Origin of the sequence: Angustibacter luteus, assembly GCF_039541115.1 — a bacterium.
Classification (GTDB): domain Bacteria; phylum Actinomycetota; class Actinomycetes; order Actinomycetales; family Angustibacteraceae; genus Angustibacter; species Angustibacter luteus.
In genome coordinates, this window is sequence record NZ_BAABFP010000007.1 from 260,358 (window position 1) to 286,866 (window position 26,509).

General features: G+C 72.9%; 26 protein-coding genes, 1 pseudogene and 1 riboswitch. Of the genes and pseudogenes, 16 read left to right on the plus strand and 11 right to left on the minus strand.

Translation table 11 applies throughout. From position 1 onward, the window contains the following. Positions 1-6: 6 nt before the first annotated feature. Positions 7-933, plus strand: coding sequence for a phosphotransferase family protein (locus tag ABEB17_RS15210; protein WP_345717581.1), 927 nt, complete (start codon positions 7-9; stop codon positions 931-933). On the opposite strand, the gene ABEB17_RS15215 is transcribed toward ABEB17_RS15210, so the two are convergent. Genes ABEB17_RS15215 through ABEB17_RS15230 form a run of 4 tightly spaced genes read right to left on the minus strand, consistent with a single transcriptional unit; the run spans position 934 to position 3,727 of the window. Continuing rightward, on the minus strand, positions 934-1,572 hold the full coding sequence (locus ABEB17_RS15215; RefSeq protein ID WP_345717582.1) for a nucleotidyltransferase domain-containing protein: 639 nt from the start codon (positions 1,570-1,572) through the stop codon (positions 934-936). It lies immediately after the preceding gene. A 28-nt stretch (positions 1,573-1,600) separates the two neighbouring features. After that, positions 1,601-2,125, minus strand: a complete 525-nt coding sequence (locus ABEB17_RS15220) for a hypothetical protein (RefSeq protein ID WP_345717583.1) — start codon at positions 2,123-2,125, stop codon at positions 1,601-1,603. A gap of 47 nt (positions 2,126-2,172) precedes the next feature. Then, entirely contained in the window at positions 2,173-2,640 is a 468-nt protein-coding gene (locus tag ABEB17_RS15225; RefSeq protein ID WP_345717584.1) for a DinB family protein, read from the minus strand. 7 nt (positions 2,641-2,647) lie between these two features. Continuing rightward, entirely contained in the window at positions 2,648-3,727 is a 1,080-nt protein-coding gene (locus ABEB17_RS15230; RefSeq protein WP_345717585.1) for an acyltransferase family protein, read from the minus strand. 109 nt (positions 3,728-3,836) lie between these two features. Between ABEB17_RS15230 and ABEB17_RS15235 the strand changes: the two genes are divergently transcribed. Beyond that, a complete protein-coding gene (locus tag ABEB17_RS15235) occupies positions 3,837-4,565 on the plus strand; it encodes an SMI1/KNR4 family protein (protein ID WP_345717586.1) in 729 nt (242 codons plus the stop codon). A 186-nt stretch (positions 4,566-4,751) separates the two neighbouring features. Beyond that, the gene (gene trpS / locus ABEB17_RS15240) at positions 4,752-5,855 is read left to right on the plus strand and encodes a tryptophan--tRNA ligase (protein WP_345717587.1); all 1,104 of its coding nucleotides are present in this window, start codon (positions 4,752-4,754) and stop codon (positions 5,853-5,855) included. On the opposite strand, the gene ABEB17_RS15245 is transcribed toward trpS, so the two are convergent. Then, positions 5,834-6,370 carry a GNAT family N-acetyltransferase gene (locus ABEB17_RS15245; RefSeq protein WP_345717588.1) on the minus strand — a complete coding sequence of 179 codons (537 nt, stop codon included), beginning with the start codon at positions 6,368-6,370 and terminating at the stop codon, positions 5,834-5,836. The two genes, trpS and ABEB17_RS15245, sit on opposite strands and share 22 nt — an antisense overlap. A gap of 95 nt (positions 6,371-6,465) precedes the next feature. Next, positions 6,466-6,578: riboswitch (SAM riboswitch) on the plus strand. 151 nt (positions 6,579-6,729) lie between these two features. Here ABEB17_RS15245 and ABEB17_RS15250 point away from each other — a divergent pair. After that, positions 6,730-8,040: an aminotransferase class V-fold PLP-dependent enzyme gene (locus tag ABEB17_RS15250; RefSeq protein ID WP_345717941.1), complete on the plus strand. Its 1,311-nt coding sequence runs from the start codon at positions 6,730-6,732 to the stop codon at positions 8,038-8,040. A gap of 7 nt (positions 8,041-8,047) precedes the next feature. On the opposite strand, the gene ABEB17_RS15255 is transcribed toward ABEB17_RS15250, so the two are convergent. Beyond that, the gene (locus ABEB17_RS15255; protein ID WP_345717589.1) at positions 8,048-8,872 is read right to left on the minus strand and encodes an alpha/beta fold hydrolase; all 825 of its coding nucleotides are present in this window, start codon (positions 8,870-8,872) and stop codon (positions 8,048-8,050) included. Positions 8,873-8,921: 49 nt separating this feature from the next. Here ABEB17_RS15255 and ABEB17_RS15260 point away from each other — a divergent pair, with 49 nt between their 5' ends. From ABEB17_RS15260 to trxA, 9 genes are all read left to right on the plus strand, one after another. Beyond that, complete coding sequence (locus tag ABEB17_RS15260; protein ID WP_345717590.1) at positions 8,922-10,406, plus strand: FAD-binding oxidoreductase; 1,485 nt, start codon at positions 8,922-8,924, stop codon at positions 10,404-10,406. A 44-nt stretch (positions 10,407-10,450) separates the two neighbouring features. Continuing rightward, positions 10,451-11,722: a class I SAM-dependent methyltransferase gene (locus ABEB17_RS15265; RefSeq protein WP_345717591.1), complete on the plus strand. Its 1,272-nt coding sequence runs from the start codon at positions 10,451-10,453 to the stop codon at positions 11,720-11,722. A 141-nt stretch (positions 11,723-11,863) separates the two neighbouring features. After that, a complete protein-coding gene (locus tag ABEB17_RS15270) occupies positions 11,864-13,222 on the plus strand; it encodes a GGDEF domain-containing protein (protein WP_345717592.1) in 1,359 nt (452 codons plus the stop codon). A gap of 66 nt (positions 13,223-13,288) precedes the next feature. Beyond that, positions 13,289-14,758 (plus strand): NAD-dependent malic enzyme, encoded by a 1,470-nt coding sequence (locus ABEB17_RS15275; protein ID WP_345717593.1) that lies wholly within the window; start codon positions 13,289-13,291, stop codon positions 14,756-14,758. Next, a complete protein-coding gene (locus tag ABEB17_RS15280) occupies positions 14,755-15,306 on the plus strand; it encodes a YqgE/AlgH family protein (protein WP_345717594.1) in 552 nt (183 codons plus the stop codon). Before ABEB17_RS15275 ends, ABEB17_RS15280 begins: the two co-directional genes overlap by 4 nt. A gap of 34 nt (positions 15,307-15,340) precedes the next feature. Then, on the plus strand, positions 15,341-15,652 hold the full coding sequence (locus ABEB17_RS15285; protein WP_345717595.1) for a DUF3039 domain-containing protein: 312 nt from the start codon (positions 15,341-15,343) through the stop codon (positions 15,650-15,652). Positions 15,653-15,735: 83 nt separating this feature from the next. After that, on the plus strand, positions 15,736-16,695 hold the full coding sequence (locus ABEB17_RS15290) for a zinc metalloprotease (RefSeq protein WP_345717596.1): 960 nt from the start codon (positions 15,736-15,738) through the stop codon (positions 16,693-16,695). Between the two features lie 103 nt (positions 16,696-16,798). Continuing rightward, positions 16,799-18,556 carry a DEAD/DEAH box helicase gene (locus ABEB17_RS15295; protein ID WP_345717597.1) on the plus strand — a complete coding sequence of 586 codons (1,758 nt, stop codon included), beginning with the start codon at positions 16,799-16,801 and terminating at the stop codon, positions 18,554-18,556. Between the two features lie 123 nt (positions 18,557-18,679). Further along, the gene (gene trxA / locus ABEB17_RS15300; protein WP_345717598.1) at positions 18,680-19,093 is read left to right on the plus strand and encodes a thioredoxin; all 414 of its coding nucleotides are present in this window, start codon (positions 18,680-18,682) and stop codon (positions 19,091-19,093) included. A gap of 83 nt (positions 19,094-19,176) precedes the next feature. On the opposite strand, the gene ABEB17_RS15305 is transcribed toward trxA, so the two are convergent. Both ABEB17_RS15305 and ABEB17_RS15310 read right to left on the minus strand, forming a co-directional pair. Continuing rightward, positions 19,177-19,386: a hypothetical protein gene (locus tag ABEB17_RS15305; RefSeq protein ID WP_345717599.1), complete on the minus strand. Its 210-nt coding sequence runs from the start codon at positions 19,384-19,386 to the stop codon at positions 19,177-19,179. A 29-nt stretch (positions 19,387-19,415) separates the two neighbouring features. Next, a complete protein-coding gene (locus ABEB17_RS15310) occupies positions 19,416-20,129 on the minus strand; it encodes a hypothetical protein (RefSeq protein ID WP_345717600.1) in 714 nt (237 codons plus the stop codon). A gap of 31 nt (positions 20,130-20,160) precedes the next feature. Between ABEB17_RS15310 and ABEB17_RS15315 the strand changes: the two genes are divergently transcribed. Further along, complete coding sequence (locus ABEB17_RS15315; RefSeq protein WP_345717601.1) at positions 20,161-20,379, plus strand: hypothetical protein; 219 nt, start codon at positions 20,161-20,163, stop codon at positions 20,377-20,379. Between the two features lie 110 nt (positions 20,380-20,489). Further along, on the plus strand, positions 20,490-21,134 hold the full coding sequence (locus ABEB17_RS15320; protein ID WP_345717602.1) for an IclR family transcriptional regulator: 645 nt from the start codon (positions 20,490-20,492) through the stop codon (positions 21,132-21,134). Between the two features lie 16 nt (positions 21,135-21,150). On the opposite strand, the gene ABEB17_RS15325 is transcribed toward ABEB17_RS15320, so the two are convergent. After that, positions 21,151-21,621 carry an Lrp/AsnC family transcriptional regulator gene (locus tag ABEB17_RS15325; protein ID WP_345717603.1) on the minus strand — a complete coding sequence of 157 codons (471 nt, stop codon included), beginning with the start codon at positions 21,619-21,621 and terminating at the stop codon, positions 21,151-21,153. Positions 21,622-21,768: 147 nt separating this feature from the next. On the opposite strand from ABEB17_RS15325, the gene hppD reads away from it, so the two are divergent. Next, entirely contained in the window at positions 21,769-22,995 is a 1,227-nt protein-coding gene (gene hppD, locus ABEB17_RS15330; RefSeq protein WP_345717604.1) for a 4-hydroxyphenylpyruvate dioxygenase, read from the plus strand. Between the two features lie 107 nt (positions 22,996-23,102). Here hppD and ABEB17_RS15335 read toward each other — a convergent pair. Both ABEB17_RS15335 and ABEB17_RS15340 read right to left on the minus strand, forming a co-directional pair. Continuing rightward, positions 23,103-24,827 (minus strand): annotated as a pseudogene (locus ABEB17_RS15335) (M28 family peptidase); the annotation flags it as partial. A gap of 230 nt (positions 24,828-25,057) precedes the next feature. Then, entirely contained in the window at positions 25,058-26,473 is a 1,416-nt protein-coding gene (locus ABEB17_RS15340) for a helix-turn-helix domain-containing protein (RefSeq protein ID WP_345717606.1), read from the minus strand. Positions 26,474-26,509 lie beyond the last annotated feature (36 nt).

A 26,509-nucleotide genomic window follows, 5' to 3' on the forward strand; every position in this document is an offset into this window, starting at 1 on the left:
CGGGCCGTGGCACTGCCCTGGGACGAGCCGAGCTGGCTGGACGAGATCATCGCGTGGACCGCTGCGAACGCGCGGCTGACCGGTCCGGTGCAGGTGGTGCACCGGCGAGCCTGGTCGGCCCTGCTGCTGGCACCGACCACGGGTGGCGCGCTGTTCGTCAAGGCGACCGCTCCGTCGTCCCGGCACGAGGTGGGGCTGACCCAGCTGCTCGCCGCCTACGAGCCGGGCCTGACCGTCGAGCTGGTCGCCGCGGACGTCGAGCGCGGCTGGCTGCTCATGCACGACGCGGGGGAGCCGCTGCGGGACCGGCTGGAGCGCGACGACGACCTCGCGGCGGTCGAGCGGCTCTACCGCCGGTACGGCGAGCTGCAGCGCGACCTGTCCGACCGGGCCGAGCTGCTGCTGGCCCTCGGCACCCCGGACCGCCGGCTCGCCAGGATCCCCGAGCTCGCGGCGACCGTCGGCGCCGACCCCTCGCTCGTTGGGCAGCTCGTCGCGGCGACCCGGGTCTGCCCGCTGCCGGACACGCTGGTGCACGAAGAGATCCACGACGGCAACCTGGTGGTCCGCCGGACCGACAGCCGCGACGACCTGGTGATCATCGACTGGGCGGACAGCTGCGTCGGGCACCCGTTCTTCGGCGTCGTGGTCGGTCTGCGCAGCCTCGGCGACCGCCTCGGGCTGGAGCCTGGAGCCCCTGCGTTGCAACGGTTGGTGGACTCCTACCTCGGGGCCTGGACCGACCTGGCGCCCGTCGAGGAGCTGCGGGCCGTCTTCGCCCCGGCCTACCGGCTGGGCATGTTGAACCGGGCGCTGAGCTGGAGCGTCTGGGACGAGGGGTTCGACGACGCCACCCGGGCCGAGTACGGCCACTACGCCGACGCGTGGCTGCAGGAGTTCACCGAGGCTGAGAATCCGCTGCCGGGGACGTGATCAGCCGCGGACGCGCTCGAGCCACTCGTGGCCCGGGTGCACCTGCTCCAACGCGATGGACAGCCAGGCCCGGCGTCCGGCACCGAGCTCGGGGAGCACCTCGTCGAAGTCGCTACGGTCCTTGTCCCGCAACGCCTTCGCCTTGAACAGCAGCACGATCTCCGGTGCGACGAACGGGATGCCGCCCTCGGTCCGCTCGACCACCGCGTCGTACGGGACGCGGATCGAGGGGTTCCGGCGGCAGATCCAGGTGTCGCCGTCGTGCGGCTCGCGGAACACGTCCAGCCGGTACGCGCCGTCCGGGTCACGCAGCCAGGTCTGGTGGTGCTGGGCCATCGCCTCGGCGGCGCCGGGGCGGTCCAGCGGCCAGCGCCGCCCGTCGCCGATCACGTCGAACTCGTTCGGGCGCAAGGCGTCCCGCAGCTCGGAGAAGCCGGCCAGCGGCACCGCGATCTCCAGGTCCTCGTGGTCGCGGCGCCGACGCCCGACGTAGAGGTCGAGGGCCCAGCCGCCGGCGATCCCCCACGGGGCGTCGACACCGGCCAGCAGCGCCGCCGCCTGCTCGGGTTCCCACGCCGCCCAGCGGTCGACGTCCACCGTCAGGCCACCTGAAGGGCTCGTGACATCCGGGTCGTCCACCCGTCCGTTCTACACCTGTTCGGGCGGTTCAGGACGACTGCGGGCCCTGGCCGCGCACCTCGCGCACCTTCTCCATGGCCGACCGGAGGTCACCCAGCCACTCGTCGGCGTTGTCACCCACCAGCCGCACGCACCAGGCGAGGGCGTGGGCTCGGGAGCGGGCCACGCCGGCCTCGACCAGGGTGTCGAGCACCTGGCGCTCGGGCTGGCGCAGCCGCGTCATCACCGGCACGGCGAGGTGGGTGAAGAGCTGGACCGAGTCGCCGGTCCGCACCCCCCAGGCCACCTTCCGGTCGAAGCGGTGCTCGGCCTCGCGCGCGACGGCGATCCGCCGCTCGCGGGTGTCCTCGCGCCAGCCCTGCACGCGCCCGGCCAGGGCCTGGGCGCGCTCGGCGTCGGTGGCGTCGTCGGCGAGCGACGGGGCGCCCAGCGCGAGGACGACGGTGATCTCCTCACGGTCGACGGTCACCTCGGGGGCGCCGTCGGTGGTCCACTCCTGCGGCAGGCGCCCGGTGAGCCAGGCGCGGACCTCTGCTGTGCTGTCAGTCGTCATGTGACGATGATTACTCGCTTATACGTGTAACGCCAGCATGTTCGCTGTCAGCGTGCGCGGGCCGCGAGGAGCACGTCGCGGGTCACCTCCAGCTGACCGAGGTGCTGGGCGAGCTCCTCGTACAGGTGGATCACGGCACCGCCCTGAGTGCGGCCCAGTGGCAAGGAGGAGTCGTCCTCATCGAGGGCGCCGCGGACCGGCGCCGCCGGCTCCAGGTCGTCCAGGTCGGCGACCAGCTGCTCGCGCGCCGCCCGGACCCGCAGCACCAGCCCCGCGACGTCGCCGCCGGCCCGGAACTCCGCCTCGCGATCACGCTCGATGCGGCGGCCGGCCACGGCGTACCCGCCCCAGAACTCCATGACGCCGAGGCAGTGCGTCACGACCGCGTACGGCGAGTTCGCGCCCGGGGTGTCCAAGCGCTGGTTCGCGCCCTCGTCGCCCAGCTCGCCGAGGATCGCCACCATCGCGTCCAGGGCGGCGTCGACGTACCAGAGGTAGTCCTGCGTCGAGATCATCCGACCATCATGGTCGGCGGGCACGCGGCCGCAACCACCGTTGCGCCCACGTCCGGGGCTCGACGAACGGGCCGGCCACGAACCGCACCGGGGGCAGCACGGTGACGACGCAGAACGCCACGGCGGCCAGCACGCCGACCAGCGTGGCGATCGTGGGAGCCGGCCGGCCGAGCAGGCCCGACCAGGCCAGCACCGTGAGCAGCGGGAGGTGCAGCAGGTACGGGTACATGGTGTGTCGTCCCGCTTCGGCGGCCCAGCGTCCGACTCGGGTCGGCGCGCCCGGTCGCCCCGGCACAAGCACCAGGAGGCAGACGGCCAGCACCGTCGTCAACGCGAGGGCGGCCAGCCGCGCGAGGACGCCGTGCAGCCCGCCCTGCCCGAGCGCATCGTAGGAGTCGCGGCCGAAGAAGATCGTGCGATCGAAGGTCGGCTGGTGCCCGGCCACCCACAGCCCCCACCCCGCCAGCAGCAGCCCACCGGCCGCCCGGGCAGCGGGCAGCGTCCGCCAGTGGCTCACCCGGTCCACCACCCACGGCCCGGCGACGAACACGGGCAGGAAGAACGCGATCCGGGACAGCGACAGGTGGTCGCCGATCCTCGGGCTCAGCCCGGCCAGCAGGGCGAGCGCCAGGGCCGGCAGCACCGGCCACCGCAGTCCGTGGAACCACGGCCCCAGCAGGCGCCAGGCGGCCAGCGCCACCAGGAACCACAGCCCGAACGTCTGGCTGGTGAAGCTCCAGGACGGGTGGGCTCCCTCGAAGACCCGGTTGGCAGCGAAGGCCAGCAGCTGGAAGACCACGTACGGCACCAGCAGCTGCCAGAAGATCTTGGTCAGCCCCTCGCCCGAGGCCCGTTGCCGCCGCGCGCCCCAACCGGCCAGCAGCACCAGTCCCGCGATGTGGAAGGTGTACACGAAGTCGGAGATCGCCCGAGCGAGATCGCTGCGTCCGCGCAGGAGGCCGACGACGTGGCCGATCACCACCAGCGTGATCGCCACCCAGCGTGCCTGGTCCACCCAGGTCTGGCGCACCCGCGGCGGTTGGCCCGGTGGCGCGTCCGGAGCGGGATCGGACGTGGTGGAGCTCACCTGCGTCCTCGGCTCACGCTGCACTGCGGTCCTCTCGTCCAGGGGAGGCTGACGAGGCATCACTGTAGGGCGGTGGATCTTCGGCGGAGGTTTTGGCAGAGTCGGGCGGGTGTTCGGCCGCCGCAAGCAACCGTCGTCGCTGACCCTCTGGTGCACGGCGGACCCGCCGACCCTGCGCGCCCTCGCCGAGGTGGGCTGGCGTTCCTTCCCCCAGGCGGGTGCCCAGGACACCGCGCTCGAGTCGTTCCGGCTGCGTGACGACGCGGTGCACGTGGCCCGCAGTGACCTGGTCGCCGCACAGGGGGAGGGATCGGTCGTCGTCTTCGACGTCGCCCCCGACCTGCCGGACTGGAGCGGCGTCGTCACGGACGGCGACCGGCTGCGGATCCCCAAGGGTCGCCGGCTGACCAAGGCCCTCGTCGGCGAGATCAGCGAGGAGGCCCAGTACCAGCGCGGGGTGCCGCACGCCGAGGTGGACGCCGTCCGGGACGCCTTCGGCTGGCCCGTGCCCAGCGCCTGGCGCGAGATGGTCACCGCCGCCGGCTGGCTGCGCCGTGGCTGGATGCTCAGCGGCGCATACGTCGAGCTGCACCCGCCGGTGGATGCCATCCGGGTCACCCGGGAATGGACGAGCGAGATGATCTACCACCCCGGCGTGCTGGTGATCGGTTCGAACGGCGCCGACCGGCACCTGGCGGTCGACCTGCGCGAGGACGACCCGGCCGTACACCTCGTCGAGCCGTCCAGCGTCGGGTGGGAGGACACGGTCGTCCAGGCGCCCAGCGTGCGGGTGCTCGCGCACCGGCTGGAGACCGGGGACTTCGGTTACCTGGCCTGACGAACCCCGCAGCCGGTACCCTTGACCTCGTGACCTGCACCGTGAACCGCGCGTGGTGGCTGCCGTAGCTCGGCGGCCCACTGACGCATCCCCTCTGGCCGCCGCACGGCGGCCAGGCGCACGGTCTCTCGTAGACACTTCTCCCGGTCCGGCGTGACGGCGTCCGCCGACCGACGGAGACCTGCCATGACCAGCACCACAGCCATCACCGCCAGTACCATCATCGCGAGCCAGCCCGCGCCGTCCGACGCCATCCTCGCCGAACGCGCCGACGTCCTGGCCCATCCTGGGCGCTACCGGGTCCTCACCGGGGACCGGCCCACCGGGGCGCTGCACCTCGGGCACTACCTCGGCACGCTGCGCGAGCGCGTGCGGCTGCAGGACGCCGGGGTGCCGACGTACCTCGTCATCGCCGACTACCAGGTGATCACCGACCGGGTCGACACCAGCGAGGTCGCGGCGAGCATCCGCGAGCTGGTGCTCGACTACCTGGCCTGCGGCATCGACCCGGCGCGCACCACTGTGTTCGTGCACAGCGCCGTCCCCGAGATCGGCCAGCTCATGCTGCCGCTGCTGTCCGCGACGACCCTGTCCGAGCTGCGCCGCAACCCGACCGTGAAGGCGGAGGTCGCCGAGTCCGGGTCCAGCGCCATCGGCGGGCTGATGCTCACCTACCCGGTGCACCAGGCGGCGGACATCCTCTCCGTCGGCGGCACCCTCGTGCCGGTCGGCGGGGACCAGCTGCCGCACCTGGAGCAGAGCCGCGCCGTCGCCCGACGGATCAACGAGCGGTACGGCGCCGGGCAGGTCGTGCTGACGCCCCCGCAGGCGCTGCTCACCGAGGCGCCGCGGTTGCTGGGCACCGACGGGCGCAAGATGTCCAAGAGCCGGCGCAACGCCATCGACCTCGGCGCCAGCGAGGACGAGACCGCTCGCCTGGTGCGCGGCGCCGTCACGGACTCGTTGCGGCACATCACCTACGACCCGGTCGCGCGGCCCGAGGTGTCCAGCCTGCTGCTGGTGGCGGCGCTGTGCACCGACCGGACGCCGCTGGAGGTCGCCGACGAGGTGGGCGGTGGCGGCGCGTCAGCGCTCAAGGTAGTGGTGACGGAGGCCGTCAACGAGCACCTGCGCCCGATCCGCGCCCGCCGGCGCGAGCTCGAGCGCGACCCCGCCGTCGTCCGGGACGTGCTGAGGTCCGGCGTCGAGCGGGCCCGGCCGGTGGCGGCGGCCACCCTGGCCCGGGTGCATGAGGCCCTGGGGCTGAGCTACGACCTGGGCTTGGCGTAGGGGAGGGCCAGCTCGAACCAGGCGACGTCCCAGTACCGGCCGAACTTGCGACCCACCTCGCGGTAGGTGCCGAGCGGGGTGAACCCGATGGCCCGGTGCAGCGCCACCGACGCGTCGTTCGGGACGGCGATCCCGGCGTACGCGCGGTGCAGGTCCTCGCGGGCCAGCCCGGCGAGCAGTGCCTCGTACAGCCGGCGGCCGAGGCCCTGTCCCACGGCGTCCGGCCGGCAGTAGATCGTCGTCTCGACCGAGGTGTCGTACGCCGGCTTGGGTCGCAGCGGGCTGCTCGTCGCGTAGCCGAGCACCTCGCCGTCGGCGTCCGCGACCAGCAGGCGGTGCGGACCGGTCGCCGCGTAGTGGTCGAACCACGCCTGCCGGTCCGGCACGGAGAAGGGCGTGACGTCGAACGTCGCGTTGGAGCCGGTCACGTAGTGGTTGTAGATCTCGGTCAGGGCTGGCAGGTCGCCCAGGACGCCGGGGCGGATCGCAGCCGGGGTGACGGTCGTGGCGCTCACGGCACGATTGTCTCGAACCATGCGGTGTCTCGGCATGCGAGAAGTCTCGTCTTGAGGGTTGGGCTTTGCCCAGATCGGCCGATATCTTCCTCGAAGGTCATGAGTGCCAGCAGATAGCCCCGGCTTGCTGGCCGGCAACCCTCCTACCGCGGTGGGGTGCCCCGGGTGAGGACCTGGCGTCGACGAGGTGTTGACGCAAGCGCGGACCCGCCAACGGCACGGTAGCCCAGGGTCCCTGGACCTTGGAGTACCCGTTGTCCGTTCAGCACAGCACTCAGCAGACCCAGGCACAGCAGACCCAGCCGCAGTCCAGCGCCCAGCCGCGTCAGGACGCCGACTTCCCGGGCGCCGGGCCGCTCCTGCCCGTCGTCGGCGCCGAGCTCCAGGTCCCGGTCGTGACCGGCGGCACCGTGCGGTACGCCAACCTCGACTACGCCGCGAGTGCGCCGGCCCTGGAGTCCGTCGAGGCGCACCTGGCCGAGGTCCTGCCCTACTACGCGAGCGTGCACCGCGGGGCGGGCTACGCGTCCCAGGTGTCCACCGCGGTGCTCGAGCGGGCCCGGGCCACGGTCGGCCGCTTCGTCGGCGCCCGCCAGGGCGACGTCGTCGTCTTCACCCGCAACACCACGGACGCGCTGAACCTGCTCGCCGGCTGCCTGCCCACGTGGGGCGACGTCGTGTTCCTGGACGCCGAGCACCACGCCAACCTGCTGCCCTGGCAGCGCACCGCGCACCGTTATGTGCCCGTGCGCGCGTCGCTGGAGTCCACCCTCGCCTCCCTCGAGTCGGCACTGCGCGAGCAGCCGGCCGCCCTCGTGGCCATCACCGGCGCGTCCAACGTGACCGGTGAGGAGCTGCCGATCGATCGGGTCGTGGCCATCGCGCACCGGCACGGTGCGCGGGTCGTGGTGGACGCGGCGCAGCTCGCACCGCACCGCCGCATCGACCTGGACGCGACCGGCGTCGACTACCTGGCGTTCAGCGGTCACAAGCTCTACGCCCCTTACGGCACAGGCGTTCTGGTCGGTCGACGCGACTGGCTGGACCGTGGCACGCCGTACCTGGCCGGCGGGGGTGCCGTCCGCAACGTCACCCTCGAGCGCACCGACTGGGCCTGCGCGCCGCAGCGGCACGAGGGCGGGACCCCGAACGTGCTGGGCGCCGCGGCCCTGGCCGCCGCCTGCGACGCGCTCGCCGCCCTCCCCGAGGCCGCGCTCGAGGTGCACGAGGCGGCCCTGCGCGAGCGGTTGGTGCACGGACTGACCGAGCTGGCCGGCGTCCAGGTGCACCGGATCTTCGATGACGCGCCGTCCTCCATCGGTGTGGTGACCTTCACCGTCGACGGCTACGACCCCGGCCTGGTGGCGGCCTACCTGTCCGCCGAGCACGGCATCGGCGTGCGGGACGGCAAGTTCTGCGCACACCCGCTGCTGGCCCGGCTCGGGCTGGACGACGGCGCCGTGCGCGCCAGCGTCGGGGTCGGCTCGCGGACCGAGGACGTCGACCGGCTGGTCGCCGCCGTCGCCACCCTGATCGACGCCGGACCGTCCTGGGCGTACGCGAACGTGGACGGTCGGCTGCAGCCGTCGCCGGACCCGCGCCCGCTGCCGGCCTGGGCCACCGGCGCCGGCACCGTCGGTGCGGCGCCCTGCACCCCCGAGCCGAGCTGAGGCCCGGTCAGCCGAGCGACGCGACGGCTTGGACGACGACGTCCGGCTCCTCGTCGACGATCCAGTGCGTGCCGGTCAGGTCGATCCGTCGGTACGGACCGTCGACGTAGTCGGCGCACCACTGCGCGGCCGCCCGGCCCACGCCGAGGTCGTGCTCGGCGGAGACGTACACGGTGGGCACGGTGACGTGCGGCACCGCGGCGAACTCCGGGCCGCCCATGGCGCGGTACCAGGACAGCGGGCCGCGCAGGCCGGCCTCGCTCAGCAGCGGGGCCAGGTAGCCCTGGACCTCGTCAGCGGTCAGCGCACCGCCCTGGAAGAACCGGCGCAGCACCGCTGCGTCGTCCGCCAGCAGGACCCGTTCGGCCGTGTTCTCCTTGCGCAGCAGCTGGAAGTAGCCGGACAGCTCCTGCTGCTGGGCGTCCTCGCGGATGGCGCGGCCGAACGCGTGCGGGTGCGGCACCGACAGCGCGACCAGGCCGCGGACGCGCTGCGGGTGGTGCGCGGCCAGCGCCCAGCCGACCAGCGCACCCCAGTCGTGGCCGACCACGAGCGCGCGCTCGGCGCCGGCGTCGTCCAGCACTGCGAGCGCGTCGGCCACCAGGGCGTCCAGGCGGTAGGCGTCGACGTCGCGGGGCTGCGGGGCGGGGGAGTAGCCGCGCTGGTCGGGAGCGAGCGTGCGCAGGCCGAGCTGGTGCAGGCCGGGAAGGCAGCGGTCCCACATCCCGCCGTGCTGCGGGAACCCGTGCAGCAGTAGGGCGACCGGGGCGTCCTCGGGTCCCTCGTCGCGGACCCGCACGGTGAAGGCGGTGCCGGCGTGCTGACGGGTCACGGGTCGCAGGGTCACGCCGCAACACCTACCACGGCGACCCCCGAGCGCGATGTCGGACGGCGGCGATAGCATCCATAGCGTGGCTCAGGACGTCGCACCTGAACGGACCACGGCGGGTAGGCCCGTGACTGGCTATCCCGCCGCGGTGGAACGTCTGCGCGCTGAGTTCGCCGCCCTGCCGGCGGACCAGCCGGTGCGGCTGGCGAAGAAGACCAGCAACCTGTTCCGGCCGCGCGAGCGGTCGGCGCGCGCCGGCCTCGACGTGTCCGGCCTCGACCACGTCTTCGAGATCGACCCCGAGCGGCGGACCGCCTACGTCGGCGGCATGACGACGTACGAGCGCCTCGTCGACGCCACGCTGGCGCACGGGCTGATGCCGACGGTCGTCCCGCAGCTGAAGACCATCACCCTCGGTGGTGCGTTGACCGGCCTCGGGATCGAGTCGTCGTCCTGGCGGGCCGGGCTGCCGCACGAGGCGGCCCTGTCCTTCGACGTGCTGACCGGGGCCGGCGAGATCGTCCGGGCCACCCCGGACGGCCCGGACGCCGAGCTGTTCCGGGTGTTCCCGAACTCCTACGGCACGCTCGGCTACGCGGCGGCCGCGACCATCGAGCTGACGCCCGTGCACCCCTACGTTCGCCTACGGCACGTGCGGTTCACGGACCTGGACGCGCTCGGTGCGGCGATCGCCGACCTGGTGCGCGGCGCGCAGGACGGCCGGGCCAGCTGGGACGGCGAGCCGGTGGACTTCATCGACGGCTCGGTCTTCCCGACCCCGCCGGACGCCGACGGCCCGGCGCTCGAGGCGTTCCTGACCCTGGGCACGTGGGCCGACAACGCGCCGTACACCTCCGACTACACCGGTCAGGACGTCTACTACCGGTCGGTGCGGTCCCGCCGGGAGGACTGGCTGACGGTGCGGGACTACCTGTGGCGCTGGGACACCGACTGGTTCTGGTGCTCGCGCGCGCTCGGCGTGCAGAACCCGCGCATCCGGCGCTGGGTGCCCAAGCAGTACCTGCGCAGCGACGTCTACCAGCGGATCATCGGGTTGGAGAACCGCTACCACGTCAAGGCTCGGATGGATGCCCGCAAGGGACTGCCGGAGCGCGAGCGGGTCGTGCAGGACGTCGAGATCCCGGTGGAGCGCACCGCCGACTTCCTGCGCTGGTTCATCGACACCGTGCCGATCGAGCCGATCTGGCTGTGCCCGTTGCGGCTGAGCCGTCCCGCGCCGACGGCCGACGGCACCTGGCCGCTGTACCCGCTCGGTCCGGACAGCCTCTACGTGAACGTCGGCTTCTGGTCGACCGTGCCGATCGCCGCGGGCGACCAGGACGGCGACGTGAACCGCCGCATCGAGGCCAAGGTCGCCGAGCTGGACGGCCACAAGTCCCTGTACTCCGACTCGTACTACGAGCCGGAGGAGTTCTGGCAGCTCTACGGCCGCGCCGAGTACGAGGCGGCCAAGCGGCGGTACGACCCGGATGAGCGTCTGCTCGATCTCTACGACAAGGCGGTGAGGCGACGGTGAGCGTGCTCGGTCAGTTCAAGCAGGATCCCGGTAGGCGTGGGCCCATGAGCATCGCGGAGGCCTTCGACATGGTCGTCGGACCGGTCGAGGGGCTGAGCTTCACGGCGTACGACGGGTCCCGGACCGGGTCGGCCGACGCGCCGATCCAGCTGCGGCTGGTGAACCCGCGCGGCCTGGCCTACATCGCCGGGGCGCCGTCCTCGCTCGGGATGGCCCGGGCCTACCTGATGGAGGACCTCGAGGTCGACGGGATCCACCCCGGCGACCCGTACGAGCTGCTCCGGCGGGCTCAGACCCTGCTTGCGCCCAAGCGGCCGGCTCCGGCTGACGCGGCTCGCGCCCTGCGGTCCTTCGGCAAGCTCGCCCTGACGATGCCGCCGCCGCCGCCCAACGAGGTGCCCAGCGGGTGGCACCGGGCCCTGCACGGCCTGCGGCACTCGCAACGGCGCGACGCCGAGGCGATCCACCACCACTACGACGTGAGCAACCGGTTCTACGAGATCGTGCTCGGGTCGTCCATGGCGTACACCTGTGCCTGCTACCCGAGCGACAGCGCGACGCTGGAGGAGGCCCAGGCGAACAAGTTCGACCTGGTCTGCCGCAAGCTCGGCCTGCAGCCCGGCATGCGGCTGCTGGACGTCGGCTGCGGCTGGGGTGGCATGGTGCGGCACGCCGTGCGCGAGTACGGCGTGACGGCCATCGGGGTCACGCTCTCGAAGGACCAGGCCCAGTGGGCGCAGGCGGCGATCGCCGCGGACGGCCTGTCCGGCAAGGCCACGGTCCGCCACCAGGACTACCGGCACGTCGCCGAGACGGGCTTCGACGCGGTCAGCTCCATCGGGCTGACCGAGCACATCGGGGTGCACAACTACCCGGCGTACTTCCGGTTCCTGCGCTCGCGGCTCGTGCCGGGCGGCCGGCTGCTCAACCACTCGATCACCCGGATGGACAACCTGCACCCGGGGATCAAGCGCCGCGGCTTCATCGACCGGTACGTCTTCCCGGACGGCGAGCTGACCGGGGTCGGCTCGATCATCACGGCCATGCAGGACGAGGGCCTGGAGGTCCAGCACGAGGAGAACCTGCGCCGGCACTACGCCCGGACGCTGGCCGCCTGGTGCGACAACCTCGTGCAGGGCTGGGACGAGGCGGTCGCGGAGGCCGGGCTGGCCACTGCCAAGGTCTGGGGTCTCTACATGGCGGGCTCGCGGCTGGCGTTCGACCGCCAGGACATCGAGCTCCACCAGGTGCTGGCCACCCGGACCGACGAGGGTGGCGACCCGCACTTCCCGATGCGTCCGGACTGGGGTGTTTGACGGACTGGGGTGTTTGACGGCGGTCTGGTTCGCCCACTCGGGTGGCCGGGTGAGGTTCGGCTGACGGCCGCACCGGCAGGGGGTTTGCTTCCGGTAGAAACGCGTGAGCCGTGCAGCCCCGCCGGCCGTCGAGGAGCCCAGATGCCGTTGCAGGACGTCGATGGGTTCCTCGACGCCCACGACGTGCTCGTCTTCCGCCGCGTCGGCAACCGGTGGACCCATCTGGGTGGGCTCGGCCGCGGCGCCACCTGGGCGGGCTCGGTGGACGGCGACGAGCTCTCCGACCACGGGCTGCAGGCGGCGCTGTCGCGCGGGCGCCCGGTCCGCCGGCACGGTCAGCGGCCGCACGCCGTGCTCGGCCCCTACCGGGCCTCGACCTCGGCCGTGGTGCGGCTGGACGCCTACCACGCAGTGGTGCTCGGCTCCGGCCAACCGGACGCCGACCTGCTGCGCCTGGACGACAACCAGCTGCTCGACCTCGCCGCGCGAGCGACCGAGCGGGTCACCGCCGCTGCTCCGGCTCGCCACCTCGCCGACGAGCTCGTCGTGCTCTCCGCGCAGCGGGACCTGTCGGCCGGTGCTCCCGTCGGCGTCAGCCAGCTGCTCCTCCACGTGGCCGCGTCCGTGGCCAACGCGGTGTCCTGCGCCCTCGGCGCCATCTGGCTGGACGACGACCGGCACGCCGTGGCGACGCCCGAGTGGACCCCGGACGGCGGAGCGCAGCGGGCCGTCGTCGCCGCCCGCACGCTTGCGGCCGAAACCGGCGAGCTGCTCGTCGTCCAGGACGCGTCCGCCCGGCCGCTGCCCGCGCCGATCGGCCCCGACCCAGCGGTCTCGTCGTACCTGACCGTGCCGATCGAGGTGGACGGCGTGCGCGGGTGCCTGCTGCTGGTGCACACCCAGGGCGCGCCGAGCCGGTTCACCCCGCTGTGCGAGCAGATCGCCGTCCAGCTCGCCCAGGTCGGCTCGCAGATGCTCGAGGTGGCCAGCACGCACGACGAGCTGGTGCGCCAGCTGGACTCCTCGCGCGAGCACGCCATCAGCGACCCGCTGACCGGGGCGGCCAACCGGCGCGGCTGGGACGAGGCCGTGACCCGGGCCCGCGACCACATCGCCGCCGGCGGCACGGTCACCGTCGTGTCCGTGGACCTGGACGACCTCAAGGTGGTCAACGACACCCACGGGCACGGTGCCGGCGACGAGCTGATCATCGCGTGCGCGCACGCCCTGCGGCGCTGCGTGCGCGGCCAGCCGGACGTGATCGCCCGGCTCGGCGGCGACGAGTTCGCCCTGCTGCTGCGCGGCTACGAGATCGATCCGGCCGAGATCGCGGAGCGGCTGCGCCGGTCGCTGGAGCGCACCCTGACCGGGCACGGCCTTCCCCTGCGCACCTCGGTCGGCGCCGCGACCTGCCCGCCCCGGGGCTCGATCGACGACGCGGTCCGCCGGGCGGACGTCGAGATGTACCGGGACAAGCGGGCCCGTCGCCAGTCCGGCTGAGGTCCACCCGGTCGCGCCGGGCCGGGGCTGCGCTTGAATGGGGACCTCGAGCGACGAGAGGCAACCATGACTGCGGCACCCAGCGTCTCCTACTCGATCACGGTGCGGTTGGAGCTGCCGGCCCGACCGACCGCGGTCAGCGAGCTCACCACGGTGATCGAGCGCGGCGGCGGGCTGGTCACGGCGCTGGACGTCACGGCGTCCGGCGCGGACCGGGTCCGCGTCGACGTCACGTGCGCGGCGCGGGACGTCGGCCACGCGAACACGCTGGTCGACGAGATGCGCGGGGTTCCCGGGGTCGAGATCGGCAAGGTCAGCGACCGCACCTTCCTGGCCCACCTCGGCGGCAAGCTGACCATCGAGTCCAAGGTGCCGATCCGCAACCGGGACGACCTCTCGCTGGTCTACACCCCCGGGGTGGCGCGGATCTGCCGCGCCATCGCCGACGACCCCTCCGACGCGCGGCGGCTCACCATCAAGCGCAACACGGTGGCCGTGGTCACCGACGGCTCGGCCGTGCTCGGCCTCGGCAACCTCGGGCCGCTGGCCGCGTTGCCGGTCATGGAGGGCAAGGCCGCGCTGTTCAAGCGGTTCGCCGGCATCGACGCCTTCCCGATCTGCCTGGACACCCAGGACACCGACGAGATCGTGGCGGCCGTCAAGGCCATCGCGCCGGTGTTCGCCGGGATCAACCTCGAAGACATCAGCGCACCGCGCTGCTTCGAGATCGAGCGGCGGCTGCGCGCCGAGCTCGACATCCCGGTCTTCCACGACGACCAGCACGGCACGGCCATCGTGACGCTCGCCGCGTTGACCAACGCCCTGCGCGTCGTGCGCAAGGCGCTGCCCGACGTCCGGATCGTCATGTCCGGGGCCGGCGCGGCCGGCACCGCGATCCTGACCTTGCTGCTGCACGCCGGGGCGCGGGACGTCGTCGTGTGCGACGTGGCCGGCGTCGTGGCCGGCGACCGGCCGGACGTGCTGGCCGCGCCGGACTCGGCCCTGGCCGGCGTCGCCGCGCGCACCAACCCGCGCGGTGTGAGCGGCACCCTGCGCGAGGCGCTCGTCGGCGCGGACGTGTTCATCGGCGTCTCGGCCCCCGGCATCCTCACCGGCGACGACATCGCCACCATGGCGTCGGACGCGATCGTCTTCGCGATGGCCAACCCCGACCCGGAGGTCGACCCGGTCGACGCGGCCCAGCACGCGGCCGTCGTGGCCACCGGGCGCAGTGACTTCGCGAACCAGATCAACAACGTGCTGGCCTTCCCGGGCGTGTTCCGCGGCTTGCTCGACGCCCAGTCCACGAAGATCACCGAGGCGGTGCTGCTGGCGGCGGCCACCGCCCTGGCCGGGGTGGTCGCCGACGACGAGCTGAACGCCACCTACATCGTGCCCAGCGTGTTCCACCCCGACGTCACGAAGGTCGTCGCCGCCGCTGTGCACCAGGCGGCCGGCCCCGCCCCCGTCCAGGCGCACCCGCACTCCAGCTCGCTCCCGGCGGCCGAGGCCGGCCCGACGTTCGGCCGCACGTGAACCTCACGGGGCAGCTGCTGCTGGCGACCCCGACGCTGCGCGAGCCCACGTTCCACCGCACCGTCGTGCTGCTGCTCGACCACGGCGACGACGGTGGGCTCGGCGTGGTGCTGAACCGGCCGATGGAGGTGGACGTCGCCACGGTGCTGCCGCCCTGGCAGCCCTGGACGACGGACCCGGGCGTGCTGTTCCAGGGCGGCCCCGTTGCGCTGGACTCCGCGCTGGGGCTGGTCGGGGTCCCCGGCGACGGCGACGAGCCGCCCGGGGTGCGCCGGATCAACGGGTCGCTGGGCCTGGTCGACCTGGACACCGACCCGGACGACGTCGTCCAGTCGCTGTCCGGGCTGCGGGTCTTCGCCGGCTACGCCGGGTGGTCGTCCGGCCAGCTCGAGCGCGAGATCGAGGAGGGCGCCTGGTACGTCGTGGATGCCGAGCCGCGGGACGCGTTCACCGACCAGCCCGACCTGCTCTGGCGGTCCGTCCTGCGCCGCCAGGGTGGGGACCTCGCCTTCGTCGCGACCTTCCCCGAGGACCCCGAGCTCAACTAGGAACGACCCCGGTGCGGCGAACTAGACTGGCGCGATGAGCCACGAGGACCCGTTCGCGAACCCCGGCGAGCCGCAGCCGCAGGAGCAGCCGGCCAGCAGTCCGCAACGCACCGCCGTGCTCGAGCGCGAGACCGTCGAGGAGACCCGGGTCGAGCCGGGGGACCACGAGCGGTTCGCGCACTACGTGCGCAAGGAGAAGATCCTGGAGAGCGCGCTGTCCGGCGACCCGGTGATCGCGCTGTGCGGCAAGGTCTGGGTACCGGGCCGCGACCCGAACCGGTTCCCGGTGTGCCCCGCCTGCAAGGAGATCTACGAGGGCCTGCGCGCGCCGGACGAAAACAGCTGACCGGACGCCACCCCCGGACATTTTGCTAAGAATTGACCATTTGGGGGGAATGGTCCGCACCGACTCCTGGCTACGTTGCCACGATGAAATCTGCCTCCCGACTCCTCCTCGCCCTGGCCAGCTCCACCGGCGTCGTCGCCGCCCTGGCCGTCATCCCCGCCTCGTCCGCCACCGCCGGCGCCGCCCCCGGCCCGACGACCTCGTCGTCCGCCCGCGCCTGCGAGACGCACACCGACACCGTGGCCGCTCGCGGAACCAAGGGCCGCGCCGACGCCAACGAGCTCACCACGGCGCAGGCCGCCGCGATGGAGAAGCAGTTCGCCCAGGCGCTGTCCGCCAAGGGCGTCGACCGTTCCGCCGCGCTCAAGGGCTCCACCTCCTCGGCGCTCGCGGCGACGTCCATCCCGGTGTACTTCCACGTGATCAAGAACGGCTCCGCCGGTGCCGTCAGCACCAGCCAGATCAGCCAGCAGCTGTCGGTGCTGAACAACGCGTACTCCAGTGCGGGCTTCTCGTTCACCCTGGCCGGCACGGACACCACGTCGAACTCGTCCTGGTACAACGTCAGCCAGGGCAGCTCGGCCGAGCGGAACATGAAGAACGCGCTGCGCAAGGGTGGCGCCAACGCGCTGAACGTCTACACCGCGAACCTGGGTGGCGGCCTGCTCGGCTGGGCGACCTTCCCGTCGTCCTACAACAGCCAGCCCAAGATGGACGGCGTCGTGATCCTGTACTCCTCGGTGCCCGGCGGCTCGGCCACCAACTACAACCAGGGCGACACCGGAACGCACGAGGTCGGCCACTGGATGGGCCTTTATCACACGTTCCAGGGCGGCTGCTCGGGCTCGGGGGACTACGTGTCCGACACCCCGGCCGAGGCGTCCCCGGCCTACGAGTGCCCGACCGGCCGGGACACCTGCTCCGCGTCCGGCCTGGACCCCATCAAGAACTTCATGGACTACACGTACGACTCCTGCATGAACACCTTCAGCGCCGGGCAGCGCACCCGGATGGCATCGCAGTGGGCGGCGTACCGGGGCTGAGCAGGGCCGGTCTCGACACGCCATAGCACGCCGCCGAGGGCCCGCGAAGCATCGCGGGCCCTCGGCATGTCCTTGTCCGGCAACGGTTACGCTCGCTGGACCGATGAGTACCTCTGCCGCCTCCCACCTGCCCCCGGCCTTCCCCGGCCGCGCCCCCTGGGGCACCGCGTCGAAGCTGCGCGCCTGGCAGGCCGCTGCCCTCGACCAGTACCTGCGCGAGCAGCCCCGCGACTTCCTGGCGGTGGCCACGCCGGGGGCCGGCAAGACGACCTTCGCGCTGCGGGTGGCGACCGAGCTGCTGGACCGCGGCGAGATCAGCCGGATCACCGTGGTCGCCCCCACCGAGCACCTCAAGAGCCAGTGGGCGGATGCCGCGCACCGCGTCGGGATCCGGGTCGACCCGCAGTTCCGCAACGCGCACGGGACGCACGGCCGCGACTTCGACGGCGTGGCCGTCACCTACGCGCAGGTCGCCGCCCGCCCGCTGCTGCACCGGGCCCGCACCGAGGCCGCCCGCACCCTGGTCATCCTGGACGAGATTCACCACGGCGGTGATGCCCTGTCCTGGGGTGATGCCGTGCGCGAGGCCTTCGAGCCCGCGCAGCGCCGGCTGGCCCTCACCGGGACGCCCTTCCGGTCGGACACCGCCGCCATCCCGTTCGTCACCTACGTGCAGGACGGCGCGGGCGTGCGCCGCTCGCAGGCCGACTTCACCTACGGGTACGGCGACGCGCTGCGCGACGGCGTCGTCCGGCCCGTCATCTTCCTGGCCTACTCGGGTTCCATGCGCTGGCGGACCCGGGCCGGCGACGAGCTCAGCGCCCGCCTGGGCGACCCGCTCACCCAGGACGTCACCGCGCACGCCTGGCGGACCGCGCTGGACCCCAAGGGCGAGTGGATGACGTCGGTGCTGCGGGCCGCGGACACCCGGCTGACCGAGGTGCGCCGGCACGTCCCGGACGCCGCGGGCCTCGTGATCGCGACGGACCAGACCCAGGCCCGCGCCTACGCCTCGCTGCTGCGGGGGCTGACCGGTGAGCCGCCGGTGGTGGTGCTGTCGGACGACAGCGGGTCGTCGTCCCGGATCGAGTCGTTCACCCACGGCGAGCAGCGCTGGATGGTCGCCGTCCGGATGGTGTCCGAGGGTGTGGACGTGCCGCGGCTGGCCGTGGGGGTCTATGCGACGTCCACGGCGACGCCGCTGTTCTTCGCCCAGGCCGTGGGCCGCTTCGTGCGGGCCCGGCGACGGGGGGAGACGGCGTCCGTGTTCCTGCCCAGCGTGCCGCTTCTCCTGCAGCACGCCGGTGAGCTGGAGGTCGAGCGCGACCACGCCCTGGACCGGCCGCGCACCGGCCGCGACGAGGACTGGTCGCCCGAGGACGCGCTGCTGGCCGCCGCGAACCGTCCGGAGAACGCGTCCGCCGACCAGGATCTGCTGCCGTTCGAGGCGCTGGAGGCCCAGGCCGAGTTCGACCGGGTCCTGTTCGACGGCGGCGAGTTCGGGACGTCGGCCCTGGTCGGCAGCGAGGAGGAGCAGGACTACCTGGGACTGCCCGGCCTGCTGGAGCCCGAGCAGGTGGCGGTGCTGCTGCGCGAACGGCAGGCGGCCCAGCAGAAGGGGCGGCGCTCGCGGGGGCAGGAGCCCGCTCCGGAGCGCGCGTCGCACCGTGAGGTGGCCGCGTTGCGCAAGGAGCTGCACCAGCTCGTCGGCGCCTGGGCCAAGCGCACCGGCCAACCGCACGGCACCGTGCACGCCGAGCTGCGGCGCTCGTGCGGCGGCCCGGCGGTGCCCCAGGCGGGCGCGCAGGAGGTCCGCGAGCGGATCGAGACGCTGCGGCGCTGGTTCGTCGGCAAGCGCTGAGCTGTCCCGGCCGGGCTCGGATCGTGGCAACCTCGCATCGCCGGTGATGCGGTGTTGCCACGATCACGTCGTGTGGTCCCGCCTGCGCGGAACACGTGAGGCTCGCCCGCCGTTGTGCTCAGCATGGCTACCACGGCACTGACCCCGCAGACCCATGACGAGACCGTCCAGGACGGCATCGTGCTCATCGACTTCTGGGCCGAGTGGTGCGGCCCCTGCCGCCAGTTCGGTCCCGTCTTCGAGACGGTGAGCGAGGCCAACCCCGACGCGAAGTTCGTCAAGGTCGACACCGAGTCCGAGCCCGAGCTTGCCGCGCAGTACGGCGTCAGCTCGATCCCGATGCTCGTGATCTACCGGGACGGCATCCCGGTGTTCGGCCAGCCCGGCGCGCTGCCGCAGCCGGCGCTGGAGGACCTCCTCAAGCAGGTCCGCGACCTCGACATGGACGCCGTCAAGCAGCAGTACGCGCAGCAGGTGGCCGCCGCCGAGGCGCAGGCCTCCGGTCGCAAGCCCGCCAACGACCCGACGAGCTTCTGACCCGAGGGCTTCGGCCACGACGGCTTCTGCCACGACAAGGCCCGGGCCGGGGAAGCACCTTCCCCGGCCCGGGCCTTCGTGCGTCAGCCCGACCCGGGTGGAGCCGGCTCGGCCGTGCCACGACGGGACCGGACGGCCAGCTCGACCGCCGCGAGCGCGGCCCACACGGCCAGCAGGATGGCCCAGCCGGACGCGCCCCAGCCGTGGCCGTCGACGGCCTGCGCGAGCAGCACCCCCACGACGACGGCCGCCAGGGACAGCAGCTGCCGGACCACCCAGCCCCGCGTGATCATGCCGGGTCACCCCTCATCGAGCCCGCTCCTCACTTGATGCACTTCTTGGTCCAGATGCCCCACGCCCACAGGTCGGTCGGGCCGAACCCGTTGCGGATCTTGACGCACCGCTTGTGCGCGATCCCGGAGTTCACCTGCGTGCGGTACGCGCCGTACCGGTGGTTGACCGTGTAGGCGCAGGCCGCCTTCGCCGGTGCGCTGGGGATCTTGGCACAGATCGCCGACACGAGGGCCGTCACCGGCTTGCCGTACCGGTCCATCAGGTTCTTGGCCTTCCACATGTCCGACCAGTACAGCTCCTGGTAGTAGACGGGGCCGCGGTACCAGCCGACGGAGTACTTGGGGTCGGCCACGACCGGGAACGTCGCGCCCTCCGTGTCGACCAGCTGGCGGAGGCCGCCGTCCCCGCGCAGCTCGTACCGGGTGGGCAGCCGGCGCCCGGTGGCGTCCACCGCCCACGGTGCCTCGACCGCACCCACCACGTCCGCACCGTCCACGACCACGAGCGCCCCGGCGCCGGCCGGCTCGAGCCGCTGGCCGGGCGCGAGCGCGTTCGGGTAGTCCACCGTGCGCTGGCCCGCGGTCAGCACCGTGAGGACCGCGACGCCGTCCTCGTGCGGCTGGACCAGCGTCGGGACCGGCGTCCCCGACGACGTCGCCGGGGCGACCCGCAGGCCGTGCACGGACTCCGGCGCAACCAGCTGCCGGACCTCGCCGGACGTCGCGTCGCGCGCGACAGCCATCGCCGCCGACAGCGAGGTGGAGGGCGGCGCGGTGTCGGACCTTGCGGTGGCGGACCTTGCGGTGGCGGACGCCGCGGGCGCTGCGATCGCCTCGGCGCCGGTCGTCACGCTCACCGCGGCCGTCACCGCGGCCGCGGCCGCCAGCGCCGCCGTGCGCCACCTCGTTCCTGCTCTGCGCGCTCTCATCCGTTGCCCCTCCGTTGAGCCGGCGACCACGCGGATCGCGACCGCCGAGAAGCCCGGACGCTAGGTGACAAGTCGGGCACGTGACAATGCCCCACCTGGTCACGTGTCATTGGAGCCTTCGATGGGTGCCCGCTAGGCTCCGCGTGTGAACGAGCCAGTCGCGCCGGGCGAGCGATGACCACCAGCGGCCATCCCGAGACGTCGCAGACGCTCGACCGGGGGCTGCAGCTGCTGCTGCTGCTCGCCGCGGACGAGTCCGGCTGCACCGTCACCGAGCTCGCCGCCGCCCTCGGCGTGGCGCGACCCGTCGTCTACCGGCTGCTGACCACCCTGGAGCAGCGCCACCTCGCCACCCGGGGGCGGGACGGTCGGGTCCGGCTGGGGCTGGGCGTCCTGGCGCTCGCCGGGCGGGTGCAGCCGCTGCTGCGCGACGTCGCCACCCCGGTGCTGCGCCAGCTCGCCGACGAGGTCGGCGCCACCGCGCACCTGACGGTGGTGGACGGCGACGAGGCCCTGGCCGTGGTCGTGGTCGAGCCGCAGTGGACGCAGTTCCACGTGGCGTACCGGGTGGGCAGCCGGCACCCGCTGGTCCGCGGCGCCGCCGGCCGGGCCATCCTGGCGATGCGCTCCGGCGCTCCCGAGACGGCCACCAGCGACGGCGAGCTGCAGCCCGGCGCGCACGGGCTGGCGATCGGCTGGTCCGTCGGTCCGCTGGAGGGGTCGGTCGGCGTCGTGACGCTCACCCCGCTCGACCCGGACGACGTCTCCGCCGCCGTCCGCACCGCCCGGGACGACCTGGTCCAGCGGCTGCAGACCTGACCGTCACGAGCGGCGGTCAGCGACGTCCGGCCTCCACCACCAGCGGCAGCACCCGCTGCTCCAGGATGCAGGCGAGCGCGACCACGGTCGAGGTGCGGATGATGTCGTCGTCGGCGACCAGCACGTCGATCACCCGCTGCAGGTCGTCGTTGTCGCGCGCGACGATCCGGCAGAACAGGTCGCCCTGACCGGTGATCGTGTGCACCTCCAGCACCTCCGGGATCGCCCCGAGGTGCTCGGCCAGCCGGTCCCGCGCGCCCTGGCGGATCTCCAGGTTCGCGAACGCGGTGACCCGGTAGCCCAGCGCCCGCGGGTCCAGCGTCGGCGCGAACGAGCGGATCACGCCGCGAGCGACGAGGCGGTCCAGCCGGGCCTGCACCGTGCCGCGGGCCACCCCGAGCCGCCGCGAGGCCTCCAGCACGCCGATCCGCGGCTCGCTGGTCAGCAGGTCCAGCAAGTGCGCATCGAGCTCATCCAGGGTGGACACAGTGCACAGTGTGACACGGGAAACCCTGGACAGCCTGCGCAACCTGACCAGGCTGGGGGTGGGCAGTTGCCCGATGCCCTGTGGTCGGGCAGGCTCGGTAGGACGGCGACGACGACGTCCGCCGATTGCTGACGACCGGAGGTACCCGTGACCACCCAGGCCGACTCGAGCGCCGAGCACATCAGCCTGACCGAGCAGGAGACCGAGGCCGGTCTGGACCTGCAGCAGCTGCAGCAGCTCGTCGGGCTCGTCGACTACGACGAGGCGAAGGACCCGTTCCCGGTCACCGGCTGGGACGCGATCGTCTTCGTGGTGGGCAACGCCACCCAGGCCGCGCACTACTACCAGACGGCCTTCGGCATGGAGCTCGTCGCCTACAGCGGCCCCGAGACCGGCAACCGCGACCACAAGGCGTTCGTGCTCAAGAGCGGGTCGATCAAGTTCGTGCTCAAGGGCGGCGTCACGCCGGACAGTGCGTTGCACGACCACCACCGCCGGCACGGCGACGGCGTCGTCGACATCTCGCTCGAGGTCCCCGACGTCGACAAGTGCGTCGAGCAGGCCCGCCGCGCCGGTGCGACCGTCGTGCAGGAGCCGACCGACGTCAGCGACGAGCACGGCACCGTGCGGATCGCCGCCATCGCGGCGTACGGCGAGACCCGGCACACCCTGGTCCAGCGCGGCGACTACGCCGGCCCGTACCTGCCCGGCTACGTCGCGCGCACCGGCACCTACGTCAAGCGCGACGGCTCACCGAAGCGCATGTTCCAGGCGCTGGACCACATCGTCGGCAACGTCGAGCTCGGCAAGATGGACGAGTGGGTCAGCTTCTACAACAAGGTGATGGGCTTCGTGAACATGGCGGAGTTCATCGGCGACGACATCGCGACCGACTACTCGGCGCTGATGAGCAAGGTCGTCGCGAACGGCAACCACCGGGTGAAGTTCCCGCTGAACGAGCCGGCGATCGCCAAGAAGAAGAGCCAGATCGACGAGTACCTGGAGTTCTACGACGGCCCGGGTGCGCAGCACCTGGCGCTGGCCACGAACGACATCCTGGCCACGGTCGACGCCATGCGGGCCGAGGGCGTGGAGTTCCTGGACACCCCGGACTCCTACTACGAGGACGACGAGCTGCGGGCCCGCATCGGCAACGTGCGGGCGCCGATCGAGGAGCTGCAGAGCCGCGGCATCCTGGTCGACCGCGACGAGGACGGCTACCTGCTGCAGATCTTCACCAAGCCCGTGGGCGACCGGCCGACCGTGTTCTTCGAGCTGATCGAGCGGCACGGCTCGCTCGGCTTCGGCAAGGGCAACTTCAAGGCCCTGTTCGAGGCCATCGAGCGCGAGCAGGACCGCCGCGGCAACCTCTGACCCACCCCCAGCACCCCCACCCCACGGTTCCGCCACCCAGTCCGCTTTCCGCCACCCAGGCCGGTTTCCCGCGAGGAGAACCGGCCTGAGTGGCGGAGGCGGGAGCGTCAGCGACCGGTCACGGAGACGTCGTCCACGACGAAGCTCGTCTGCAGGCCGGCGTCCTCGGTGCCGCTGAACTTCAACGACACGCTCTGCCCGGCGTACGCGGAGACGTCGAACGTCTTCTGGGAGTAGCCGGTCGCGGCGCTGACGTTGGACCACGTGCCGAGGGTCTTGCTGCCGATGGTCGCGGTCAGCCGGTCGTAGACGGTCGAACCGGTCTCCGCCGTGTCGATGTGCAGCCAGAACGCCAGCGTGTACGTCGAGCAGCCGGCCGGGATGGTCAGCGTCTGGGCTGCCGAGTCCGTGTGGCTGCTGCCGTAGCCGTTCAGCCATGCCTTATAGCTACCGCCGTGGGCCGCCTGCCGGCTGTCGTTGGTGATCACCCCGGACGTCGTCGTCCACGGTGTGGTGCCGGACTCGAAGCCGCCGTTGCGCACGACCTCGGCACCGGTGCAGCCGGACCCGCCGCCCACGGTCAGCGAGTACGTCGCGGTGTGCGCGACGGAACCAGCACCGGTGACGGTGATCGGGTACGTCCCGCTCGCGGCCGACGAGCCGACGGCCACCGTCATGGTCGACGACGAGCCGGACTGCACGGACGACGGGCTGAACGAGACGGTGACGCCGCTGGGGGCGCCGGACGCCGAGAGGGCGACGGTCTGCGCGGACCCGCTGGTCGTGGCGGTCGACACGGTCGAGGTCGTCGACTGGCCGGCGCTCGCGCTGCCGGACGCCGGACTCAGCGATACCGAGAAGTCGTTGGTCGGGGTGGTCGTGCCGGAGACCGAGGTGGCCCACAGCGTGTACGCGACGCCGTCCGCGGCGTTGTTCAGGATCGCGTCGCTGATGTTGGACGTCGTGTCGCACGAGGCGTGGTAGCAGCTGTCGTAGGCCCGGTTCGCGGTGCCGCCCCACTTCGCGGCCTGGGCGGAGGACTTGGTGGCCGAGGCGCCCGCGGCGTAGCCGGACGTCGCGATGCCGGCCTGCTGGAACGAGTAGTCGTCCGAGCGGCCCTGGCCCTCGACGTTCTCCTCGGGCTGCAGGTTCTTGCTCACCCAGTAGGCCTTCATCGGGGCTGACGCGGCCGAGCTGATGTTGTTGATGAAGTAGCCGCCGTTGGGTGAGCCGACCATGTCGAAGTTGTAGTACGCCTTGATCGCCGACTTCTGGGTCGAGGTCAGCTGGGCGGTGTAGAACTTCGAGCCCTGCAGGCCCTGCTCCTCGCCGTTCCACCAGGCGAACCGCACGTGCCGGCTCATCGTCGGGTTGGCTGCGGCGAGCGCCAAGGCGTTCTCCAGCAACGTCGCCGACCCCGAGCCGTTGTCGTTGATCCCCGGCCCCGCGGCCACGCTGTCCAGGTGGGCGCCGAACATCGTCACCTGGTCGGACGGTCCGCCGGGCCAGTCGGCGACCAGGTTGTTGCCCCGGTAGGTGCACGAGGTGCACGTCTGCTCGGCCACGGTGAACCCGGCGGCCGTCAGCTTGGCCTTGAGGTAGGCCACGGACGCGGTGTAGCCAGCGCTGCCGGCCCGCCGGTTCCCGCCGTTCTGGGTGGCGATGGTGTTCAGCTGGGTCAGGTGCGCCTTGACGTTGGCGACGTTCACGTCCGGCGCGGCGGCCACCGCGCTCACCTGCCCGTGGGAGGTCGGGGTGGCGCTCGCGGCGGCCGGAGCCAGGGCGAGTGCGGCGCCGACGACGGCGGCCGCAGCGGCCGCTGACGTCATCGATCTGCATCTCATGCGGTTCTCCTCGGTAAGGACGACCCGACGGGAGGGGTCGGAAGCAGGCCGAACGCTCACACGCGGCGCGCGTACGGTCAACGGACGAGTCGGGGCAACTCGGGCAGTTGTCAAGTTTCTGTCAAATCCTGGCGAAGCCGCCGTCGGCCGGGCGTCCACGAGGGCCTGACCAGTGCGTGACGCGCCCTAGGGGAAGCCTTGACCCAGCCCGCAGAGACTCAGACCGCCGCGGTGGCCAGCCGCTCCTCGAGCTCCCGGACGGCCGTGACCTCCCGCCACCGCTGCAGCCGGGCCCGGAGGCCGGCCAGCTCCCGGGTCAACGGCGCCCGGCGGGCCGCGAGCACCTCGACCGCGACGGGGGCCGCCTCGGCGACGGCCCCGTCCACGTCACCGGCGCACGCCAGCGAGTCGGCCAGTCGCAGCTGCAGCAGCAGGTACGTCGGACGCATGGACGTCGGGAGCACCGCCAGCGACCGCCGGGTGGCGTGCCCGGCCTGCCGGGCGAGGGCTGCGTCACCGGTGCGCGCCGACAGGTCGCGCAGCGCCCCAGCCACGGACGACTCGATGCGCAGCACGCCGCCCTCGCCGGCCAGCCACGGGGCCTCCACCAGGTCCCGCTCGTCCAGTCGGGCCAACCCGCGCCGGGCAGCCGTGGCGTGCCGCCGCGCGGCGACCAGGTCGGCCGAACCGGCGTAGCCGCGAGCCTGGTACAGGTGGGAGAGGGTGGCCACCCACCCGCGGCGCGGGTCGATCGCCCCGAGTCCGAGCGCGTAGCTGACGACGGACGGCGCGTCCTCGTCGAGCCGAGCGAGCGTGCAGACGTCGGTCAGGAGGCAGACCCGCGCGGCCACGTCGTTGGCGAGCTCGGCCCACTGCATCCCGTGGCCGAGCCACGCCATAGCCAGCACGTTCTGCCCGCGGTGCATGCGCATCCGGCCTGCGAGCTGCGCGTAGCCGGCCGCCAGCCGCAGCTGCACCGGTGCCGGTTCGCCGACCGCCTGCGCGGCGCGCAGCCAGCGGACCACGAGCTGCAGCACCCGCTCGACCGCCCCCACCAGGTCGACCGAGCAGTCCACGACGCTCGCCTGGGAGAACGCGGCGAGCAGGGCGGCCAGGCTGTGCGCGAGGTCGACGTCCCGACCGGGCCGGGCCGCTGGTGAGCCGCTGGCCCGCAGGCTCGGCAGGACGGCGACCGCGTCACCGGCGGCGGGCACCGCGCACTCGCGCTGGGGGTGGACCGGGCAGGTCACCCCCGCGACCGGCAGCCGGCTCGGCCAGTGCCGACCGAGGTCGGCGGTCGGCAGGTCGAGGGACGCCGAGCCCGGGGAGACGGCGAACAGGGTCAGGCCCAGCGAGGTGGGGGAGGTGACGGTGAACCCACCGGAGGCCAGGTCCCGGGTGACGTCGGGGGCGTCGTCCGGGCCCAGCGGCCCACCGGCGCCCAGCAACCGCTCGAGGCGGCGCAGCAGCTCCGGCGACGGCGCGCGTTCCCCGGCCTCGAGCCGGCTGATCAGGCTGTGGTGGTACCCGACCCGCCGTCCGAGCTCGGCCTGGGTGAGCCCCGCCGCTCGCCGGCGGGCGCGCAGTCGCCGTCCGAACTCGGCCCAGCGGGCCGGGGCGACGTGGGGGCCCATGCGGGCGGACCGTAGCACCGGAAGCGCCTGCCGGAG

What these genes read in the sequence shown, in the direction of transcription:
- ABEB17_RS15220 (WP_345717583.1), bottom strand. Translation starts at nt 2,125, where the DNA reads ATGACGACTGACAGCACAGCAGAGGTCCGCGCCTGGCTCACCGGGCGC.
- ABEB17_RS15225 (WP_345717584.1), bottom strand. Translation starts at nt 2,640, where the DNA reads ATGATCTCGACGCAGGACTACCTCTGGTACGTCGACGCCGCCCTGGAC.
- trpS (WP_345717587.1), top strand. Translation starts at nt 4,752, where the DNA reads ATGACCAGCACCACAGCCATCACCGCCAGTACCATCATCGCGAGCCAG.
- ABEB17_RS15260 (WP_345717590.1), top strand. Translation starts at nt 8,922, where the DNA reads ATGTCGGACGGCGGCGATAGCATCCATAGCGTGGCTCAGGACGTCGCA.
- ABEB17_RS15265 (WP_345717591.1), top strand. Translation starts at nt 10,451, where the DNA reads ATGAGCATCGCGGAGGCCTTCGACATGGTCGTCGGACCGGTCGAGGGG.
- ABEB17_RS15270 (WP_345717592.1), top strand. Translation starts at nt 11,864, where the DNA reads ATGCCGTTGCAGGACGTCGATGGGTTCCTCGACGCCCACGACGTGCTC.
- ABEB17_RS15275 (WP_345717593.1), top strand. Translation starts at nt 13,289, where the DNA reads ATGACTGCGGCACCCAGCGTCTCCTACTCGATCACGGTGCGGTTGGAG.
- ABEB17_RS15285 (WP_345717595.1), top strand. Translation starts at nt 15,341, where the DNA reads ATGAGCCACGAGGACCCGTTCGCGAACCCCGGCGAGCCGCAGCCGCAG.
- ABEB17_RS15290 (WP_345717596.1), top strand. Translation starts at nt 15,736, where the DNA reads ATGAAATCTGCCTCCCGACTCCTCCTCGCCCTGGCCAGCTCCACCGGC.
- ABEB17_RS15295 (WP_345717597.1), top strand. Translation starts at nt 16,799, where the DNA reads ATGAGTACCTCTGCCGCCTCCCACCTGCCCCCGGCCTTCCCCGGCCGC.
- trxA (WP_345717598.1), top strand. Translation starts at nt 18,680, where the DNA reads ATGGCTACCACGGCACTGACCCCGCAGACCCATGACGAGACCGTCCAG.
- ABEB17_RS15305 (WP_345717599.1), bottom strand. Translation starts at nt 19,386, where the DNA reads ATGATCACGCGGGGCTGGGTGGTCCGGCAGCTGCTGTCCCTGGCGGCC.
- ABEB17_RS15310 (WP_345717600.1), bottom strand. Translation starts at nt 20,129, where the DNA reads ATGGCTGTCGCGCGCGACGCGACGTCCGGCGAGGTCCGGCAGCTGGTT.
- ABEB17_RS15320 (WP_345717602.1), top strand. Translation starts at nt 20,490, where the DNA reads ATGACCACCAGCGGCCATCCCGAGACGTCGCAGACGCTCGACCGGGGG.
- ABEB17_RS15340 (WP_345717606.1), bottom strand. Translation starts at nt 26,473, where the DNA reads ATGGGCCCCCACGTCGCCCCGGCCCGCTGGGCCGAGTTCGGACGGCGA.